At 70.4% G+C, this 19,796-nt stretch carries 20 protein-coding genes and 1 pseudogene; 14 read left to right on the top strand and 7 right to left on the bottom strand.

What is annotated here, in order from left to right:
• The 10 genes and pseudogenes from AAHM41_RS29815 to AAHM41_RS29770 all read left to right on the top strand — a co-directional run.
• A pseudogene (locus AAHM41_RS29815) lies at positions 1–262 on the top strand (tRNA (N6-isopentenyl adenosine(37)-C2)-methylthiotransferase MiaB); the annotation flags it as partial.
• 26 nt (positions 263–288) lie between these two features.
• Complete coding sequence (locus AAHM41_RS29810) at positions 289–1,305, top strand: PhoH family protein (RefSeq protein WP_342240258.1); 1,017 nt, start codon at positions 289–291, stop codon at positions 1,303–1,305.
• Positions 1,302–1,826, top strand: coding sequence for an rRNA maturation RNase YbeY (gene ybeY, locus AAHM41_RS29805; protein ID WP_342240257.1), 525 nt, complete (start codon positions 1,302–1,304; stop codon positions 1,824–1,826). The genes AAHM41_RS29810 and ybeY overlap by 4 nt, the downstream gene beginning before the upstream one ends.
• A 4-nt stretch (positions 1,827–1,830) precedes the next feature.
• The gene (locus AAHM41_RS29800) at positions 1,831–2,736 is read left to right on the top strand and encodes a hemolysin family protein (RefSeq protein WP_342240256.1); all 906 of its coding nucleotides are present in this window, start codon (positions 1,831–1,833) and stop codon (positions 2,734–2,736) included.
• The gene (lnt, locus tag AAHM41_RS29795; protein ID WP_342240255.1) at positions 2,672–4,339 is read left to right on the top strand and encodes an apolipoprotein N-acyltransferase; all 1,668 of its coding nucleotides are present in this window, start codon (positions 2,672–2,674) and stop codon (positions 4,337–4,339) included. The genes AAHM41_RS29800 and lnt overlap by 65 nt, the downstream gene beginning before the upstream one ends.
• Before the next feature lie 82 nt (positions 4,340–4,421).
• On the top strand, positions 4,422–4,895 hold the full coding sequence (locus AAHM41_RS29790; protein ID WP_342240254.1) for a helix-turn-helix domain-containing protein: 474 nt from the start codon (positions 4,422–4,424) through the stop codon (positions 4,893–4,895).
• Between the two features lie 100 nt (positions 4,896–4,995).
• A complete protein-coding gene (gene metK, locus AAHM41_RS29785; RefSeq protein ID WP_342240253.1) occupies positions 4,996–6,162 on the top strand; it encodes a methionine adenosyltransferase in 1,167 nt (388 codons plus the stop codon).
• Between the two features lie 4 nt (positions 6,163–6,166).
• Positions 6,167–6,874: a tRNA (guanine(46)-N(7))-methyltransferase TrmB gene (gene trmB, locus AAHM41_RS29780; RefSeq protein ID WP_342240252.1), complete on the top strand. Its 708-nt coding sequence runs from the start codon at positions 6,167–6,169 to the stop codon at positions 6,872–6,874.
• A 64-nt stretch (positions 6,875–6,938) separates the two neighbouring features.
• Positions 6,939–7,265 carry a type II toxin-antitoxin system RelE/ParE family toxin gene (locus AAHM41_RS29775; RefSeq protein ID WP_342240251.1) on the top strand — a complete coding sequence of 109 codons (327 nt, stop codon included), beginning with the start codon at positions 6,939–6,941 and terminating at the stop codon, positions 7,263–7,265.
• The gene (locus tag AAHM41_RS29770; protein WP_342240250.1) at positions 7,262–7,543 is read left to right on the top strand and encodes a helix-turn-helix domain-containing protein; all 282 of its coding nucleotides are present in this window, start codon (positions 7,262–7,264) and stop codon (positions 7,541–7,543) included. Before AAHM41_RS29775 ends, AAHM41_RS29770 begins: the two co-directional genes overlap by 4 nt.
• Positions 7,544–7,559: 16 nt before the next feature.
• On the opposite strand, the gene AAHM41_RS29765 is transcribed toward AAHM41_RS29770, so the two are convergent.
• From AAHM41_RS29765 to AAHM41_RS29735, 7 genes are read right to left on the bottom strand one after another with little or no spacing between them, the layout of a single operon-like run.
• A complete protein-coding gene (locus AAHM41_RS29765; RefSeq protein ID WP_342240249.1) occupies positions 7,560–8,372 on the bottom strand; it encodes a carbohydrate ABC transporter permease in 813 nt (270 codons plus the stop codon).
• 2 nt (positions 8,373–8,374) lie between these two features.
• Positions 8,375–9,322, bottom strand: coding sequence for a carbohydrate ABC transporter permease (locus AAHM41_RS29760; RefSeq protein ID WP_342240248.1), 948 nt, complete (start codon positions 9,320–9,322; stop codon positions 8,375–8,377).
• Positions 9,319–10,563: an ABC transporter substrate-binding protein gene (locus AAHM41_RS29755; protein ID WP_342240247.1), complete on the bottom strand. Its 1,245-nt coding sequence runs from the start codon at positions 10,561–10,563 to the stop codon at positions 9,319–9,321. Before AAHM41_RS29755 ends, AAHM41_RS29760 begins: the two co-directional genes overlap by 4 nt.
• 26 nt (positions 10,564–10,589) lie before the next feature.
• Positions 10,590–12,365 carry a hypothetical protein gene (locus tag AAHM41_RS29750; RefSeq protein WP_342240246.1) on the bottom strand — a complete coding sequence of 592 codons (1,776 nt, stop codon included), beginning with the start codon at positions 12,363–12,365 and terminating at the stop codon, positions 10,590–10,592.
• Positions 12,366–12,367: 2 nt separating this feature from the next.
• Positions 12,368–13,468, bottom strand: coding sequence for an ABC transporter ATP-binding protein (locus AAHM41_RS29745; protein WP_342240245.1), 1,101 nt, complete (start codon positions 13,466–13,468; stop codon positions 12,368–12,370).
• Between the two features lie 4 nt (positions 13,469–13,472).
• Complete coding sequence (locus tag AAHM41_RS29740) at positions 13,473–14,837, bottom strand: glycoside hydrolase family 28 protein (protein WP_342240244.1); 1,365 nt, start codon at positions 14,835–14,837, stop codon at positions 13,473–13,475.
• Positions 14,827–16,050, bottom strand: a complete 1,224-nt coding sequence (locus AAHM41_RS29735; protein WP_342240243.1) for an ROK family transcriptional regulator — start codon at positions 16,048–16,050, stop codon at positions 14,827–14,829. The genes AAHM41_RS29740 and AAHM41_RS29735 overlap by 11 nt, the downstream gene beginning before the upstream one ends.
• 306 nt (positions 16,051–16,356) lie before the next feature.
• On the opposite strand from AAHM41_RS29735, the gene rimP reads away from it, so the two are divergent.
• From rimP to AAHM41_RS29715, 4 genes are all read left to right on the top strand, one after another.
• Entirely contained in the window at positions 16,357–16,905 is a 549-nt protein-coding gene (gene rimP, locus AAHM41_RS29730) for a ribosome maturation factor RimP (RefSeq protein ID WP_342240242.1), read from the top strand.
• Positions 16,906–16,919: 14 nt separating this feature from the next.
• Entirely contained in the window at positions 16,920–18,410 is a 1,491-nt protein-coding gene (nusA, locus tag AAHM41_RS29725) for a transcription termination factor NusA (protein WP_342240241.1), read from the top strand.
• Complete coding sequence (locus AAHM41_RS29720; RefSeq protein ID WP_342240240.1) at positions 18,383–19,102, top strand: RNA-binding protein; 720 nt, start codon at positions 18,383–18,385, stop codon at positions 19,100–19,102. Before nusA ends, AAHM41_RS29720 begins: the two co-directional genes overlap by 28 nt.
• A gap of 21 nt (positions 19,103–19,123) precedes the next feature.
• Positions 19,124–19,796 (top strand): translation initiation factor IF-2 associated domain-containing protein (locus AAHM41_RS29715; protein ID WP_342240239.1); only part of this gene is annotated, 673 nt, incomplete at its 3' end.

Raw genomic sequence — 19,796 nt, 5'->3', positions numbered from 1 at the left:
GCTGCAGGCGCTGCAGCAGCTGCTGTGGGCGCAGCAGGCCGCCTTCAACCAGGGCATGGCCGGGCGCGTGGTGCCGGTGCTGCTGGACCGCCAGGGCCGCCGGCCCGGCCAGCTGCACGGCCGCAGCCCGTGGATGCAGTCGGTGCATCTCGACGCGCCGGCCCGGCTGCTCGGCACCGTCCAGCCGGCCCGCATCACCGAGGGCAAGCTGCTGAGCCTGGCCGGCACCATCATGCTGGCCGATGCGGAGGAGGCGGCGTGACCCGCGACTCAGAGAATTCCGGGCTGATGCCGGCCCAATCAAGGACCGGGACCAAGCTCGCGGCCCAGCGCTCTGAGATCAGCTTCGACGACAACCGGCTGCTGCCGCTGCTGTATGGCGAGCACGACACCCATCTGCTGCGGATCGAGCACCAGCTCGGCGTCTCGCTGGCCTCGCGCGGCAACACCGTCACCATCAAGGGCCCGGCCGAGCCGGTGGAGCAGGCCCGGCTGGTGCTGGAGACGCTGTGGCAGCGCCTGTCCCAGGGCCAGGGCGTCACCGGCGCCGACATCGACGGCGTGATCCGGCTGGTGCGCGACGCGCCGGCCGGCGACGGGGCGCCGCTGCGCGACGCCCTGCTGAAATCCGACGGTGCCATCGTCACCCGGCGCAAGCGCATCGGCCCGCGCTCGCCGACCCAGGCGGAATACATCGAGGCGCTGGCGCAGAGCGAGATGGTGTTCGGCGTCGGCCCGGCCGGCACCGGCAAGACCTATCTCGCCGTCGCCCAGGCGGTGTCGATGCTGATCGCCGGCCGGGTCGACCGCATCGTGCTGTCGCGCCCTGCGGTCGAGGCCGGCGAGCGGCTGGGCTTCCTGCCCGGCGACATGAAGGAGAAGGTCGACCCCTATCTCCGCCCGCTCTACGACGCGCTTTACGACCTGCTGCCGGCCGAGCAGGTGGCCAAGCACATGGAGACCGGCGTGATCGAGATCGCGCCACTGGCCTTCATGCGCGGCCGCACCCTGGCCCATGCCTTCGTCATCCTGGACGAGGCGCAGAACACCACGGTGATGCAGATGCGCATGGCCCTGACCCGGATGGGCGAGGCCAGCCGCATGGTGATCACCGGCGACATCAGCCAGATCGACCTGCGTCCCGGCGACAAATCCGGCCTGGTCGACGCGCTGGAGATCCTGGACGGGACCGAGGGCATCCGAATCGTCCGCTTCACCGACCGCGACGTGGTGCGCCACCCGCTGGTCGCGCGCATCGTGCGCGCCTATGAGGCGGCGGACCGCGCCCGGAAGCCGCAGCCGTGATCGATCTCACCGTCAGCATCGACGCGCCCGGCTGGTCGGTGCTCGGGCCCGACTTCGCCGACGAGGACGCCCTCACTGTGGCCCTCGGCCCCCTGGTCGAGGCCACTGTCGCCGCCGGAGTCGGCCCGGGTGCCGCGCTGGAACCCGGACGCCCGGCCGAGCTGTCGGTCGTGTTCGCCGACGACGCCACGGTGCAGCGACTGAACCGCGAGTATCGCGGCAAGGACGCGCCGACCAACGTGCTGTCCTTCGCCCTGACCGAGGCCGAGGAGCCGGACTTCCCCGGCGCGCCGCTGGTGCTGGGCGATGTCGTGCTGGCGCTCGAGACGGTGCTGGCCGAAGCCGAGCGCGACGGCAAGGTCCCCGTCGACCATGCCCGCCATCTGGTGGTCCATGGTATCCTGCATCTGCTGGGCCACGACCACATGACCGATGCCGAGGCCGAGGCGATGGAGCGGATCGAAACCGCGATCCTGGCCCGCTTCGGCATCACCGATCCCTATTCCGACCCACCTGCCTGAGGCCATGTCCGACACATCTTCCGGTCGACCTTCCCGCTCCTCCGACGCGACCCCGCTGCGAAGCTGGCTGCGGGGCTTGCTGCGCGGCAAGAGCGAGGAGGACTGGCGCGAGACCATCGAGGAATTGATCGAGGACGGCGACGACGGCGAGGACGAAGCCTCGATCGCCCGGCACGAACGGATGCTGCTGGGCAACATCCTGCGGCTGCGCGACCGCACCGCCATCGACGTGATGGTGCCGCGGGCCGACATCGTCGGGGTCGAGGTCGACACGCCGCTGCCCGGCGTGCTCGACATCCTGGCGCGCGAGGCGCACAGCCGCATGCCGGTCTATCGCGACAACCTGGACGATGCGCTGGGCATGATCCACGTCAAGGACGTGGTGGCGGCGCTGAGCCGGACCCGGGCCGGCGACGTCGACGCGCCGAAATCGCTGACCGATATCCTGCGTCCGGTCCAGATCGTCGCACCGTCGATGCCGGTGCTCGACCTGCTGCTGCAGATGCGCGAGAAGCGCCAGCACATGGCGCTGGTGATCGACGAGTTCGGCGGCATCGACGGGCTGATCACGATCGAGGATCTGGTCGAGGAGATCGTCGGCGAGATCGAGGACGAGCACGACATCGACGAGCCGCCGCAGCTGGTCGAGAAGCCGGACGGCACGCTGATCGCCGATGCCCGCCTGCCGATCGAGGCCTTCGAGGCCAAGGTCGGCGCGGTGCTGGAGGAGGACGAGCGCGACGACATCGACACGCTCGGCGGCCTCGTCTTCGCCCTCGCCGGCCGGATCCCCGCGCGGGGCGAGCTGTTGACCCACCCCAAGGGGTTCGAGTTCGAGGTGATCGATGCCGATCCGCGCCGGATCAAACGCCTCCGCATCCGCCGCAAGACCGGCACAGACGCTGCGTGAGGCGGCCGGGCCGCTGCCCGGCCATGGTATCGAACGCCTCGCTGCCCGCATCGCCGGGCTCGGCCGGTGGCGGCGCTTCGGGGCCGCAATCGGCCTCGGCGTCCTGGCCAGCCTGTCGGTGCCGCCGCTCTACGCCGCGCCGCTGCTGTGGCTGGCCTTTCCCGGCCTGTTCTGGCTCTTGGCCGGCGCCCGCAGCGGCTGGTCCGCCTTCCTGACCGGCTGGGCCTTCGGCTTCGGCTTCTTCGTGCCCGGCCTGTACTGGGTGTCCTGGGCGCTGACCGTCGACCTGCCGCGCTTCTTCTGGATGATCCCCTTCGCCCTGGCCGGGCTGCCGGCGCTGCTCGGGATCTTCACCGGCCTGGCCGGGCTGGGCTTCCACGGGCTGCGCCGCGCCGGCTGGGGCGGCCCGCTCGCCCTGGCCGTCGCCTGGGGCCTGGCGGAATGGCTGCGCGGCCATGTCCTGACCGGCTTCCCCTGGAACCTGGTCGGCTACACCTGGGTGGGCTGGCTGCCGGTGCTGCAGGGCATCTCGGTGATCGGCATTTACGGGCTGAGCGTACTGACCGTGGCCGCCGCCACCCTGCCGGCGACGCTGGCCGGGCCGTGGCGGCAGGGCTGGGCCGCCACCGCCGCCGGCATCGCCCTGTTCGCGGCGATCGCCGGCTGGGGCGCCTGGCGCCTATCCGGCGACGACGGTGCCGTCGTGCCCGGCGTGACCCTGCGCCTGGTGCAGCCGAACATCTCCCAGGCCGACAAATGGTCGGGCGACAAGCGGATCGAGAATTTCAACAAGCAGCTGGCGATGTCGGCCGCGCCGGGGATCGAGCGCGTCACCGCCGTGATCTGGTCCGAGACCGCGGTGCCCTTCACCCTGTCCTGGGAGCCGGAGGCGCAGAAGGCTCTCGGCGCGATCCTGCCCCAAGGCGCCCTGGCCCTGGTCGGCGCCACCCGGGCCACGCCCTACGGCACCGAGCCGCTGGAGGCCTGGAACAGCATCTACGCGGTCGACCGCGCCGGCACCGTCCTGGCCACCTACGACAAGGCGCATCTGGTGCCGTTCGGCGAATATGTGCCGCTGCGCGGCCTGCTGGCACCCTTCGGCATCGAGAAGATCACCGCCGGGTCGGTCGACTTCTCGCCCGGGCCGGGACCCCGCACCATCGCGCTGCCCGGCCTGCCGCCGGTCAGCCCGCTGATCTGCTACGAGGCGATCTTCCCCGGCGCCGTGCTGGATCCCGCCGGGCCGCGGCCGGGCTGGCTGCTGAACGTCACCAATGACGGCTGGTACGGGCACACCAGCGGGCCGCACCAGCATTTCGCCATCGCCCGGACCCGCGCGGTCGAGGAAGGGCTGCCGCTGGTGCGCGCCGCCAACACCGGCATCAGCGGCGTGGTCGATTCCTATGGCCGGGTCAAGGGTGAGATCGCCCTCGGCACGGCCGGCATCCTCGACGCCCAACTGCCGGCGGCGCTGCCGGAGACGCCCTATGCACGCTGGGGCGAGACCGGCTTCTGGCTGCTGCTGCTTCTGGGGCTGCTGGCCGGCAGGATCGGCCGGCCGGCTGGATCGATCGTGCTCGCGGCGACCGCCAGACTGCCTTGATGTTGCCCGGCTTCGCGCATTAGGATGCGCGCCTCGCGAAACGATCGCACCCGGCCCCTTGCAAATTGCTGCGGAGTAATGCGTGGCCGCACCCGACGCCCCGAAACGGCCCCGTGGTCGTCCGCGGAATGACGAACCCAGCCCGCTCGATGTGCATATCGGCGGCCGCATCCGCCTCAGGCGGACCCTGTTGGGATTCAGCCAGGCCAAGCTGGCGACGGCGATCGGCCTGACCTTCCAGCAGATCCAGAAATACGAACACGGCTCCAACCGCATCGGCGCCAGCCGCCTGCACCAGCTCAGCCGGGTGCTGGAGGTGCCGGTCGATTTCTTCTTCGAGGACGCGCCTCCGCTCGCCGGTGCCGGGGCACAGGGCCTGGCCGAGGAGGCCGAGCCCTACGATGCCGGGCCCGACCCGATGCAGCGCCGCGAGACGCTGGAGCTGATCCGCGCCTATTACCGGGTCGAGGACCATGCGACCCGGCGGCGCGTGCTGGACCTGCTCAAGGCCATGTCCGGCGCCCGGGCCGACGAAACCAGCGCCGAGGACGGCTGAATCGCCTGCACTTGACCGCGCCCGTGGCCCCTGCGAAAAAGCTCGGTCGCCGCCGCACGACGTTTTCACACCTATCTTTCATGGCAGCCAGGGGTTCGACGTGGCCAAAGGCAACTACATCTTCACCAGCGAATCGGTCTCGGAAGGGCACCCTGACAAGGTTTGCGACCGGATTTCGGATTCCATCGTCGATCTCTATCTCGGCGCCGATCCCGAGGCCCGGGTGGCGGTCGAGACGCTGGCAACGACCAACCGGGTGGTGATCGCCGGCGAGGTCCGCGGCCCGGCTTCGATCACCCCCGACCTGCTGGAGAACGCGGCCCGCCAGGCGGTGCGCGACATCGGCTATGAGCAGGACGGCTTCCACTGGCGCAACGCCCAGGTCGACGTGCTGGTGCACCAGCAGTCGGCCGACATCGCTGTCGGCGTCGACGCCGCCGGCAACAAGGACGAGGGCGCCGGCGACCAGGGCATCATGTTCGGCTATGCCTGCCGTGAGACCGAGGCGCTGATGCCGGCGCCGATCCAGTTCTCGCACCAGATCCTGAAGAGCCTGGCCGACGCCCGCCACTCCGGCAAGGCGCCGCAGTTCGGCCCCGACGCCAAGGCGCAGGTCTCGCTGCGCTACGAGAACGGCCGACCGGTCGCCGCCACCTCGGTGGTGGTCTCGACCCAGCATGCCGAAGGCCTGGACCAGGCCGAGGTGCGCGAGATCGTCCGCCCCTACGTGCTGGCGGTCCTGCCCGAGGGCTGGATGTGCGACGAGCCGCATTTCTACGTCAACCCGACCGGCCGCTTCGTCATCGGCGGCCCGGACGGCGACGCCGGCCTGACCGGCCGGAAGATCATCGTCGACACCTATGGCGGCGCGGCCCCGCATGGCGGCGGCGCCTTCTCCGGCAAGGACCCGACCAAGGTCGACCGCTCGGCCGCCTATGCCGCGCGCTACCTGGCCAAGAACGTGGTCGCGGCCGAGCTGGCCGAGCGCTGCGTGATCCAGCTCAGCTACGCCATCGGCGTCGCCCATCCGCTGTCGGTCTACATCGACACCCAGGGCACCGGCCGGGTCGACGAGGACAAGCTGTCCGAGGTGCTGCAGCAGCTGGTCAATCTCAGCCCGCGCGGCATCCGCACCCATCTCGGCCTGAACCGGCCGATCTACGCCCGCACCTCCTCCTACGGCCATTTCGGCCGGACGCCGGAGGCCGATGGCGGCTTCTCGTGGGAGCGGACGGACCTGGTGGACGACCTGCGCTCCGCCTTCTGAGCCGATGACCGAATCCGACGGCGGCGCCGAAAAGCGCCGCCACTTCCACGGCCGGCGCCATGGGCGAAAGCTCCGCGCCGGCCGCGCTGCTTTGATCGACACCCTGCTGCCGCGGCTGACGGTGGCGCTGCCCGAGCACGGCGGCGCGCTGGATCCGGCTGCCCTGTTCCCGCGCCCGCCGCGCGAGCTGTGGGTCGAGATCGGCTTCGGCGCCGGCGAGCACCTGGCATGGCAGGCGGCGCATCACCCCGATATCGGCTTCATCGGCTGCGAGCCCTTCATCAACGGCATGGCGACGCTGCTGGCGGCGGTGGAGCGCGACGGCCTGGACATGGTCCGGCTCTGGCCCGACGACGCGCGGCCGCTCCTGGACCGGCTGCCGGACGGCTCGGTCGGCCGCCTCTTCCTGCTGTTCGCCGACCCCTGGCCGAAGCTGCGCCACCACAACCGCCGCTTCATCCAGGACGACACCGTGGCCGACCTGGCCCGCCTCTTGAAGGACGGCGGCGAGCTGCGGATCGCCACCGACGACGCGCCGCTGCTCGACTGGTCGCTGGAACGCGTCCACCGCAACCCGGCCTTCGCCTGGACCGCCGAGGGCCCGGCCGACTGGCGCGAGCGGCCGGCCGACTGGCCGCCGACCCGCTACGAGGAGAAGGCCCTGCACGGCCGACCCTACTACCTGCGCTTCCGCCGACGGCCGCGGGGATAGCGCGGGGCCTCAGGTCGTCCGGCGAGAGGTTGCGGCTTATATCCGTTTGGATATACTTCGACGAATGAAGCCGCTCCGCTTCCTGGGGGATTCGCTCGAAGGCCTGCGTGCGTTTCCGGCCGAAGCCCGCCAGGACGCCGGCTATCAGTTGGACAAGGTGCAACGCGGGCAGCAACCCGATGACTTCAAGCCAATGCCGTCGATCGGCAAAGGCGTCGAGGAAATCAGGGTATGGGACGATTCCGGAACCTTCCGGGTGATCTACACAGCCCGGCGGGCCGATGCAGTCTATGTGTTGCACTGCTTCCAGAAGAAGACGCAGGCGACCAGCAGGCGCGACATCGAGTTGGCCCGGTCCCGCTTCACCGACCTTGTGCGAGGTGCCCGATGACCGAGTTCGAGAGCTTCGACAGCGTGTGGGACGCCATCGCAGATACCCCAGAGGAAGCGGCCAATCTGCGGACCCGCGCGGAGCTGATGATGAAGATCGCCGAGATCATCAGCGAGAAGGGCTGGACGCAGGCCGAGGCGGCCGCCCGTTGCGGCGTCACCCAGCCGCGCATCAACGACCTGCTGCGCGGGCGGGTCTCCCGCTTCTCCCTGGATGCCCTGGTGAACATCGCGACGGCTCTCGGCCGCCGCGTCCATGTCGAGCTGGACGCCGCATAGCCGGCGGCTCGGTCGCCTACTCCTTGGTCGCGCCCGCCATCATGCCGCTCATGAAGAAACGCTGCAGGGCGATGAACAGGGCCAGGATCGGCAGGCTGGACAGCACTGCCATGGCCAGAAGGCGCGGCCAGTCGATGTCCCACTGGCCGACATAGTTGGCCAGCGCCAGTTGCACGGTCCAGCGCGACTGGTCGTTCACCACCAGGAACGGCCACAGATAGTCGTTCCAGCGCCAGACGAAGGTGAAGGCGGCCAGCGTCGCGATCGCCGGCTTGCACAGCGGCACCACGATGCGCCACAGGATGCGCCATTCGCTGGTGCCGTCGATCCGCGCCGCCTCCAACAGGCTGTCGGGGATGCCGCGCATGTATTGCCGCATCAGGAACACGCCGGTCGGCGTCGCCGCGGGCGGGATGATCAGCCCCCACAGGCTGTCCAGCAGCCCGAGCCCCTTCAGCACCATGAACATCGGGATCAGCACGACCTGCAGCGGGATCATCATGGTCGCCATGATCAGCATGAAGCACAGCCCGTCGCCCGGGAACCGGTACTTGGACAGGGCGAATCCGGCCATGATGCTGATCACCACCGACAGGATGCTGGACCCGACCGCGACCACGGCCGAGTTGGCGAAGAACAGGTCGAACCGCGCGGCGCCGAGGGCGCTGGCGAAGTTGTCGAGCGTCCAGTGCTGCGGCAGCAGGGTCGGCGGCCAGGCGAAGATCTCCATCGGCGGCTTCAGCGAGCTCGCCACGATCCACAGCGGCGGGAACAAGAAGAACAGCAGGACCAGGGCGACCAGGCTGCCCCTGAGGCTTCTCGCGCCCATGCTCACCGCTCCTTCGCCATGCGCAGCTGGAGGACCGTCAGCGCCATCAGGATGGCGAACAGCGCCATCGACTGGGCGGCGGCGAAGCCGGCCGAGGCCGGCTTGGTGAAGCCGGTCTCGTAGATCGCCTGGATCAGGTAGACCGTGGCCCGGCCGGGGCCGCCATGGGTCAGCGACACCACCACCTCATAGACCTTGAACGCCTCGACCGAGGCCAGGACCAGGGCGATCAGCATGGTCGGGCGCAAGAGCGGCAGGGTGATGCGGCGGAACATCCGCCAGGGCGACGCCGCGTCGATCGCCGCCGCCTCGTAATAGTCGCCGGGGATCATCATCAGCCCGGCGATGAAGATCATCATGTAGAAGCCGGCATTGGCCCAGACCCAGACGAAGACCAGCGCCGCCTGGGCCAGCAACTCGTTCTCCAGCCACGGCACCGGGGCCATGCCGGCGAGGTCGAGCGTGAAGTTGATCAGCCCGGAGTTGTAGCCGAGCAGCCATTTCCAGACGATGCCGACGATCAGGAGGCTGGTCATGTAGGGGAAGAACACCACGGCGCGGATCGCGCCGACGCCGCGGAATGGCCGAGCCAGCAGCAAGGCGAGGCCGAGCGACACTGCGATCACCAGCGGCACCGCCACGCAGACGAAGCCGACGGTCTTGAGCAGCGTGCCGGTGAATTCCGGATCGCTCGCCAGCGCCAGGTAGTTGTCGAGCCCGACGAACACCGGATGGGTGGCCGGGGCGCGCGGCGCCACCACCAGCCCGCGCTTGAAGAAGGAGGTCCAGAAGCCCTGGACCAGCGGGAACAGGGTGAAGACGGCGAGCAACAGCAGGGTCGGCGCCACCAGCGCATAGGGGAACAGCCGCGCCCCCAGGCCCCGGCCCGCCGCGCCGTCCCGGTCGGGGCGCACCGCACCCCGACCTGCCGTTCCAAGCAAGCTGGTCATTGCTCCGCCTTCAGCGAGTCCTCGGCGGCCTTGGCGATGATGTCCATCGCCTGGGCCGAGGTGATCTGGCCGGCCACGCGCTGGATCACCGCCTGCTTGATCGGGTCCCAGACATATTGCATCGCCGGGTTGCCCTGGTCGGTGCCGGCATAGAGCGGGCTGGCGGCCAGCTCCTTCTGCAGTGCCGCCAGCGCGGCGCTGGCCTTGGCGTCGCCGTAGTCGACGGGGCCCGTCTTCAGGCTGGCCGGGATCATCATCAGCGGCGCCGCATACTTGGCCTGCACCTCCGGCGTCGAGAACCAGCGCAGCACCTCGAGCGCCTCGTCGACATGCTCGCCGGTGTTGAAGGCGATGATGTAGTCGCCGCCGACCACGCTGGACGCCACCTCGCCATGCGGCGTCGGTCCGGCCTGCCAGGCGAAGCCGGCATCCGTGACCAGGCTGCTGATCTGCCAGCTGCCCGACATCCAGGCCACGGCCTGGCCGTGCAGGAACAGCTGCTTCGGGTTGTCGGCGCTGGAACCCTTCCACAGCCCGGGCGGCATGTGGGTTTCGGTGATCTTGACGAAGTCGTCGAGGATCTGGGCGCCGCGCGCCTTGTCCAGCACCACCTTGTAGGGCGGCGCCTCGCTGAAGATGTGCTGGCCGTTGTGGTAGAGATAGGTGATCCAGCGGCTGGCGGAGATGTCCCAGACCAGCGGATAGCGGACTCCCGCCTTCTCCGACACCGTCTTGGTCGCGGCCAGGAACTCGTCCCAGGTCCAGCCCTTGGCCGGGTCCGGAATGGCGACCCCGGCCTTCTGGAAGGCGTCGGTGTTGAGGAAGATGCCGGTGGCGGTGACGTCGAGCGGGGCGGCGATGATCTGGTCGCCCAGCTGCGCCCCGGTGGCCCAGGCCTGCACGAACTGGTCGAGATAGTCCTTGCCGAAATCCGGCGCGAGATCGGTCAGGAAGGGCCGGATCACCGGCCGCATGCTGGTGGTCTTGGCCAGGTCTGGCGCGGTGCCGGAGGCCGCGCCCTGCGCCAGCTTCTGGTCGTAGCCGTCATAGGGGACGATCTGCAGCTTGAAGGTGGTGTCGGGGTGCTGGGCCGTGTACTCGGCCAGAAGGCCGCGCAGCACCTGCTCCTCCTTGTCGCTATTGGTGGTCCACATCACCGTCAGCTCCGCCGCCAGGGCCGAGCCGGCCATTGCCGTGAGCGCGGCGCCGGCCAGAAGCGCGGTGCGGATGGGTCGCGTCATGTCGAGTGCCTCCCGTTGCGGCCGGTTCACGGCCTTTGGTGATTCCTCGCCTGCCCGGCGAGGACCTGCGATGCGAATTCCAGCGCCACCCCGGCCGGCACGCCGCTCCAGCCCTGCAACAGCGAGCCGCGGCCGAAAGGCGGGCTGAAATACTCGACGGCGCCGAGCCAGCCGTTCTCCAGGCAGCTCTCCCACCAGCGCAGCAGCGGGTAGCGCCAGCCCGGCAGGCCGCGGCGCAGCAGTTCGCGCGCCAGCACCCCGTCCCAGTAGGGCCAGTCGGAGCCGTTGTGGTAGCGGAAGGCGAAGGCCGACTTGGCCCGGGTGTCGCGCCGCCGCTTGTAGGGCGGGAAGGCACAGAGCACGCCCCAGTCGCCATAGGGCTGGTCGGCATTGGCGCCGCTGTAGAGCCAGCGCTGCATCGCCTCGAGCGTCGCCTCGGCCCGTTCCGGCGCCAGCGCGTCGGAGCGCAACAGCGTCAGGCTGTCGATGGCGAGATGGTCCTCGGTGTAGCCGTCGTCGTTGCGGTATTCGGCGCACCAGCCGCGGTCGGCCAGCCAGAGCCGGCGGCCGATCGCCTCCCGCGCCCGGGCGGCCGCGCCGGCGGCCTCGGCGGCCAACTCCGGGTCGCGGTCGCGGCCGAGCCCGGCGATGGTGTCGAGTGCGCCGACCCACAGGCCGAGGTCATAGGCGACCAGCCCCTGGCGGTACACGTTGTCGGCCCAGTCGCGCTCGTGATTCGGTTTCACCGGCAGCCCGTCGCCGGCCGCATCGAAGCCGCGGTAGCGTCGGTAGATCGTGCGGATCATCCGCCAGTGCCGCTCCACCGGGCCGGTGTCGCCGGCGGCGCGGACGTAGTCCGCGATCATCAGGATGAAGAACAGCGGGCTGTCGAAATGGTCGCTCCACCAGTCGCCCGGCCGCAGATGCTCCTTCGAGATGAAGGGGTCGGTGCGCCGGAACACCTCCCAGGCCGCGGATTGCTGCGGGCCGGACAGAATCACGGCGCTGGGCGCCTCGCCGTCCGGCTGGATCCCTGCCGCGAGCATGTCGATCTCGTCCCGCACCGCCTCCGGCGCCAGGGCCAGCAGCGGCTGCACCGTCCAGTAGCCGTCGCGGTAATAGGTCCGGGCCGGGGCGGAATAGGCCTGGCCGGCGGCGAGGCCGGCGAAGCGCCCGGCCGGGTCGCGGCGGATGCTGGACAAGGCGGCATGCGCGCCCTGCTGCACCATGCTGCGCAGCACCGGATCGGCCGCGGGCAGGCGGTCCGTGGCGCGGATATGCGCCTCGGCCTCGGCCATGATCGCCGCGGCCGGCAGCGCCAGCGCCGCCTCGGCCTCCGCCCGGTCGGTGCCGGCGGCGACGACCAGATCGCCGTCCCGCGGCTGCAGCACGACGCAGCCCCAGGGCAGGTCGACGATGCGGCGGTCGTCGTCGCGCCGGACCGTTCCCGGCCGGCCGGAATCGCGGTGCCACCAAGCGCAGCGCGGCGCCGGCGTCACCCGCGCCGCGTCGGACACGCCGCGCAGCAGCAGCGCCGGCGCGCTCCGCGCCACATGCAGCGACCAGCCGGCGCCCTCCGCCCGGTTCGGGCCGTAGGTCACCGGCCCGGGCAGTGCGCCGAGGTATAGCGTGGCGAGATGGCCGGCGCCCCAGATCGAGATACTCAGCCGGCCGTCGGGGAGAAGATCCCCCTGCAGCCGCGGCGCCATGAAGGGCAGGTGCACCGGCGCCTTGGCCTGCAGCAGGCCGCTGGCGAGCGGCACGAGAGGCGCGGCCGGACGATCGAGCTCTACGGCGACCATGATCAAGCCGCCTCCGTCAGCGGAGCGAGCGCCCGGCCGTCATCCTCGCGGAAGACATGGCAGCGCCCGGGCGGCAAGGACAGCGGCAGCACCGAGCCGATGGCGACCGAGAGCTGGTCCGGCACATGCAGGATGGTGCTGTCGGCAGCGCCTTCGATCGTGCCATAGACATAGGTCTCGGTGCCGACATTCTCGCTGTGCTGGACCAGCAGGCGGACCGGCCCGTCGCCGCCGAGGCGCAGATGCGACGGCCGGATCCCGACCGAGACCGCGGCGCCCGGCGCCAGGCCGCCGGCATCGACCGGCAGCGCCACGGTGCCGAGGCCGGGCGCGTCGATGACGGCCCCCCTCTCCGTCCGCCCCGCCAGCGTGCCGGCGAACATGTTGATCCGCGGCGAGCCGATGAAGCCGGCGACGAATTTGTTGGCCGGGCGGTTGAACAGCTCCAGCGGCGGACCGAACTGTTCCAGCCGGCCGTCGCGCAGCACGGCGATGCGCCCGGCCATGGTCATCGCCTCGACCTGGTCGTGGGTGACGTAGATCATGGTGGTGCCCAGCTCGCGGTGCAGCTTGCTGATCTCGGCCCTTGTCTGCACCCGCAGCGCGGCGTCGAGGTTGGACAGCGGCTCGTCGAACAGGAACAGTGACGGATTGCGCACGATCGACCGGCCGATGGCGACGCGCTGGCGCTGGCCGCCGGACAGCTCCTTCGGCCGGCGGTCGAGATAGGGTTCGATCGCCAGCATCTTCGCCGCGACCAGGATGCGCCGCTCGATCTCGGCGCGCGGCATGCGCAGATTCTCCAGCCCGAAGGACAGGTTCTGGCGCACCGTCATGTGCGGGTACAGGGCGTAGGACTGGAACACCATGGCGATCTCGCGCGCCGCCGGGCTGGCCGCGGTGACGTCCTTCCCGCCGATGCGGATGGTCCCTTCGGTCGGCGTCTCAAGCCCCGCGATCAGCCGCAGCAGGGTGGACTTGCCGCAGCCCGAGGGGCCGACGAAGACCACGAACTCGCCGTCGCGGATCTCGAGGTCCATGCCGTGGATCACCGGCACCGGGCCGAAGGTCTTCTTGATGCGGTCGAGGGTCAGGGACGCCATTCCGTCAGCTCCGGCTATCGGGGGCCAGGTCGGGTGTGGTGGTCACGTGCCGCAACACCAGCGCGTCGGGGTTCCAGCCCGGCGGCAGCGGCTCGGGGCGCCGCAGGCGGAGCTGGGCGAGGCCGAGCCTCTCGACATGCAGGGCATAGAGCGCCGGCATCCCGCCCTCGTAGGGCACCAGCCCGACGATCCGCCCGTCGGTGCCGCGCACCCAGGCATTCTTGCGCCCCTCCTGCCCGGGCTCGGGCGCCAGGTCCGCGGTGGTCGGGCGCAGGTCGTAATGGCCGACCGGGTCGAGGCGCCCGACCATCTGCCGCAGATCGATATCGGCGAGGGTGACCGGGCCGACCGGCCGGTCCGGCAGGCCGACCAGCACCACGGCGCCTTCGGCCTGACCGGACATTCCGTCGATCACCACGTCGCGCACCGCGCCGGGCACGATCTCGGGATGGCGGCGGGCGATGGTGATCGTCACCGGCTCGCCGCAGCCCCAGAAGCCTTCCGGGGTCTGGTGGCAGTCGACCGTCACCCCGCTTACGCGGATGCGCTCGATCACGCCGCCGTCGCGCGAGAAGATGCCGAAGGCCCGGTTCGAGGCGGCGACCACGCAATCCGCGAAGATCACGTCGCGGATGCCGGCCCAGGTCTCGGTGCCGATCTTCAGCGCGCAGCTCTCGCTCTCGACCACGCAGCCGGTGACGACGACCCGCTCGCAGGGGCGCAGCCGGGCACGGCGCGTCGTCTTCAGGCAGATGCCGTCATCCGCGGCGCTGATGAAGCAGCCCTCGATCCGGGCATCGCAGCAGCCGTCCAGATTGATGCCGTCGGTGTTGGGCATGCGCTTGTCGTTGCGAATCTCGACGTTGCGCACCACCGTCCGGCGGCAGCCGACCAGATGGATCGTCCACATCGGCGAATCCTCGATGCCGATATCGGCGATCTCGACCCGCTCGCACTCCTCGAACACGACCATGCGCGGCCGGCGTTCCACCGGCAGATGCGTGCCCAGGCTGCCGGCGCCGGGGACGCGCCAGTGCCGGCTGTCGCCGACCAGCAGGCCCTGACCGGTGATGCCGATGTCGCGGGCGCCCGAGGCGGTGATGAAGCCGCGGTCGGATTCCTCGGCGATGCTGTCGACAACGGTCTCGATGTAGCGGTCCCAGCCCGGCGCCGCCGCCAGCCGGGCGCCCGCCGACAGATGCAGCCGCACCCCGTCGAGCAGGCGCAGGCCGCCGCTGATCCAGTCGCCCGGCGGCACCGTCACCGCGCCGCCACCCCGGGCATGCGCCGCGGCGATGGCGGAGCGGATCGCCTCCGTCAGGTCGTTGCCGGTCCCGGGCGGGGCGATGGCGACGGGATCAGGCGGCATCGTTCAGCATCCTCAAGGTGACGGGCAGCGGCAGCTCGCCCGGCAGGTCGTTGGCGCCGAACAGCGCGTTGTGCAGCCGGTTCAGACCGACCGCGAGCGCGCCGATCAGGGTGGCGCGGTTGCCGAGACTGCTGCATTCGACCGGCGGCGGGTCGATCAGGCAGCGCTGCAGCGCCGGCTCGATCAGCTCCCGCATCTCCGGCCGGATGCCGATGCTGCCGCCGAGCACCACCCGCTCCGGATCGACCACGGCGCAGATCGCGGCGATGGCCAGGGCCAGCAGCCGCGCGGTCTCGGTCAGGGTGGTCCGAGCCGGGATCTCGCCGGCGGCGGCGCGATCGAAGATGTCGCGCACCGAAAGGCCGGGCACTCCGCCTGCGGCCTCGTAGCGGGCGACGATGCCGCCTGCGGCCGCGGCGGCCTCGAACACGCCCTTGGCCCGCAGCTCCGGATCGAAGGGGTCGCCGCCAAGCGGCAGATAGGAGACCTCGCCCGCCGCGCCGCGGGCGCCGCGCAGCAGCTTGCCGTCGACCAGCACCCCGGCACCGATGCCGGTGCCGATCGCCATGAACACCAGGGACGCGGCATCGCGGCCGCAGCCCTGCCAGTGTTCGCCGATGACGCCGAGATTGACGTCGTTCTCGATCCGCACCGGACAGCCCAGCGCCGCCTCCAGCGCGCCTCGCACGTCGAAGCCGTCGAAATCCGGAATGTTGGGGGCGAGCCGGATGCTGCCCGAGGCCGGGTCGAGCACGCCGGGGCTGCCCAGTACCGCGACCTTGATCCGGCCGGCATCGATGCCGCAGCGGGCGACAAGCCGGTCCCGCAGCGCCACGATCTGGCCAAGGATGGCTTGGCCGCCGGTCACGTCGGTCGGCTCCACCACCTCGTCGACGATGCTGCAGGCGAGATCGGCCAGGGCCACGATCACCTTGCTGCCGCCGAGATCGATGCCGAGGACGAAGGCGGCGTCGGGACGGACCTCGTAGGTCACGGCGGCGCGGCCGATCGCGCCGTGCGTCCGGCCGGTCTCGCGCACCCAGCCCGCCTCCTCCAGCACCCGCATGACCTCGGAGATCGTCTGCTTCGACAGCCCGGTCTCCCGCGCGATCTGGGAGCGCGAGATCGGCCCGCGATGGAGAACCGTCTCCATCACGGCGCGGAGGCTGAGCTGGCGCATCAGCGGCACGGGGTTGTCGAGGCGCTGCATCATCCCCATTTGTTCGGCAGGTTGACGAACTAAGCTTGATGCAGAAAAGCAGACGCTGTCAACGGCCGAATCGGGCCGGACGGAAAGGCTGGTTCGGTGCCCGCGCAGGCCGCGCCGATTCGGACTGCGGCCGGCTGGGGCGAATCAGGTTGCGTATCTGGGGCGGATGGCTATATATCACCGCAGTTACCCATAGCGTTTGACTTGACTATGGTTCGGTCAAACGATTGAGAGGGTGGGCTGCGGCCCGCCTTTTTTCGTTGTGGTGACGGCTTTCCAAGGCTCTGGACGCGGGGAATGCCGGAGAGGATGACGCAAGTGGATCAGGTGCGCGCGATCGTGGCGCCGTCGCTCGAAGCGATGGGCTATGAGGTCGTGCGCGTCCTCATGACCGGCGGCGAGCACAGGCCGCAGCTTCAGATCATGGCCGAGCGGATCGACCGCCGCGGCATGACAGTGGAAGACTGCGCCGAGATCAGCCGCGCGGTGTCGGCCCTCCTCGATGTCGAGGATCCGATCAAGACCGCCTACACGCTCGAGGTCTCCTCCCCCGGCATCGACCGTCCGCTGACCCGGCCCGTCGACTATGAGCGCTTCCTCGGCCACGAGGCGCGGCTCGAGACGCGGGTCCCGATCGATGGCCGCAAGCGCTTCCGCGGTGTCCTGGCCGGGATCGAGGGCGAGACGGTGCTGCTGCGGTCCGAGGAGATCGGGGAGGAGCCGGTGCGGCTGCCCTTCGCCGAGATCCAGCGGGCGAAGCTGCTCCTCACCGACGCCCTGATCGACGCCGCCGCCGCAGAGGTCGAGCAGGCCGAGGCAGCCGCAGCTGCCGCCCGGCCCGACACCCAAGACGCATAGGAACGCCCAAGGCTATGGAACTGCTGCACGTTGCCGATGTCGTGGCCCGCGAGAAGAGCATCGATCGCGACGAGGTGCTGACCGCGATGGAGCAGGCCATCCAGAAGGCCGGCCGCTCCAAATACGGCCACGAGCACGACATCCGCGCCCATATCAACCGCAAGTCGGGCGATATCGAGCTGCGCCGCTACCGCCAGATCGTCGAGACGGTCGAGGACGAGGCCACGCAGCTGGACGCCAAGGACGCGGCCAAGCGCTGGCCGCATATGAAGGTCGGCGAATTCGTCATCGACGATCTGCCACCGATCGATTTCGGCCGCATCGCCGCCCAGACGGCGAAGCAGGTGATCGTGCAGAAGGTGCGGGAGGCCGAGCGCCACCGTCAGTTCGAGGAGTACAAGGACCGCGTCGACGAGATCGTCAACGGCTCGGTCAAGCGCGTCGAATACGGCAACGTCACGGTCGACCTGGGCCGGGCCGAGGGCGTCATCCGCCGCGACGAGCTGCTGCCGCGCGAGCATTTCAAGGTCGGCGACCGCGTCCGCGCCTACATCTACGACGTGCGCGAGGAGCCGCGCGGGCCGCAGATCTTCCTGTCCCGCACCCATGGCCAGTTCATGGCCAAGCTGTTCGCCATGGAGGTGCCGGAGATCTATGACGGCATCATCGAGATCAAGTCGGTGGCCCGCGACCCGGGCAGCCGCGCCAAGATCGCGGTGATCTCCAAGGACAGCTCGATCGACCCGGTCGGCGCCTGCGTCGGCATGCGCGGCAGCCGCGTCCAGGCCGTGGTGGGCGAGCTGCAGGGCGAGAAGATCGACATCATCCCCTGGTCCGGGGACGCCGCCACCTTCGTGGTCAACGCCCTGGCCCCGGCCGAGGTGGCCAAGGTGGTGCTCGACGACACCCAGAACCGGATCGAGGTGGTGGTGCCGGACGACCAGCTGTCGCTGGCGATCGGCCGGCGCGGCCAGAATGTCCGCCTCGCCTCGATGCTGACCGGCTGGGACATCGACATCCTGACCGAGGCCGAGGAGAGCGAGCGCCGCCAGGAAGAGACCAAGCTGCGCAGCGAATTGTTCATGGAGGCCCTGGACGTCGACGATGTCATCGCCCATCTCCTGGTGGCCGAGGGTTTCCGTCAGGTCGAAGAGATCGCCTACACGCCGCTCGACGAGCTGGCGGAGATCGAGGGCTTCGACGAGGGCGTGGCCGGCGAGCTGCAGGAGCGCGCGTTGCGCTGGCTCGAGGAGCGCGACCGGCTGCTGACCGTGCGGTATAAGGAGCTCGGCGTGGCCGACGACCTGGCGGCGCTGGAGGCGTTGACTCCGGCGATCCTGGTCAAGCTCGGTGAGAACGGGGTCAAGACCCTGGACGATTTGGCGGATCTGGCCGGCGACGAGCTGGTTGAGATTCTCGGCGAAAAGACGATTTCCCTCGACGATGCCAACGCCCTGATCATGCAGGCGCGGGCCCATTGGTTCGAGGAGGAGGAGAAGGCCTGAGCGACCCGACCGCCATTTTCCCCGAGGGTGCAGACCTGCCCGAGGCCGAAGGCCCCGAGCGGCGCTGCATCGCGACCGGAGCCGTGCGGCCGAAGGCGGAGCTGATTCGCTTCGTCGTCGGCCCCGATGGCGAGGTCGTGCCCGATCTGGCGGAACGGCTGCCAGGCCGCGGCCTGTGGGTGTCCGCCGAGCGCGAGGCGCTGCGGCGGGCTCAGGCCAAGGGCCTGTTCGCCAAGGCAGCGCGCCGGTCGGTCCGTGCCCCGGATGATCTGGTCGATCGGGTCGAGGCGCTCCTGCATCGGAGCTGCATCGATCTCATCGGGATGGCACGCCGCGCGGGACAGGCGGTGGCCGGATATGAGAAAGTGCATGCGTGGCTGGCCGAGGGCCGCGCCGCGGTGCTGCTGGCAGCATCCGATGGTGCGGCGGACGGGCGAGCCAAGCTGGCAGCCCTGGCCGCCGCGGTCCGGCCGGTGCCACTTGTGGAGATCTTCTCCGCTGACACACTCGGGATGGCCTTTGCCCGGGACCGCATGGTACACGCTGCGATTGCTCGCGGCGGGCTGGCGGAGCGGCTGGTCGCGGAAGCGGCGCGGCTGAACGGAATTCGTGGTCGAGCCGACGGACCGGCTGGACGTGGTGTGGTCGACGAGGCATCGAATGCCGCGCCGGCCTTCTCTGTGCAGGGATAGCGGCGGATCACGCTGGACGATATGACGGATAGCAAGGAACAGGATCGCAAGACGCTGTCGCTGGGCAGTGCGAAGCCCAAGCTCACCCTCGGTGGGAAGCCGGGTGACGGGGGCCAGGTGCGCCAGCAATTCAGCCACGGCCGCTCCAAGGCGGTGACCGTCGAGGTCAAGCGCCAGCGCGGCGGCACCAATACGGCTCTCGCCGATGGCGGCGCGGCGGCACGGCGGGCGGCCGAAGGCCAGCCCGGCCGCAGCGCCCGCGGTGGTGGCGGCGGCGGCATGCTGGGTGGACGGGTGCTCTCGCAGGCCGAGCGCGAGGCGCGGCAGCGCGCCCTGCAGGTCGCCCTGCGCGAGGAGGAGGCCCGCCGGCTCCTGCCCGAGCCGGACGAGCCCGACACCGTGCCGGACACCGAGGTCGTCGAGGTCGCGCCGGAGCCGGCCGCGCCGCTCGATCCCGCGTCTCTGCGCCGGCGTGAGCTGGAAGAGCTCAATGCCATCGAGAGCGAGGCCAAGCGCAAGATCGACGAGGAGCGCTTCCTGCTCGAGGAAGAGCAGAAGCGCCGCGACGCCGAGCGCGCCACCGAGGATGCCCGCCGCAAGGCGGCGGCTGACCGTTCCGGCCAGGCCGCCGCGGCCCGGGCCCCGGCCGAGCCGGTGCGCGGCGTCCCGGCCACGGCCGACGACGAGGAAGATC

Source organism: Inquilinus sp. OTU3971 (assembly GCF_038440215.1).
This window is presented reverse-complemented; position numbering and strand designations above follow the sequence as displayed.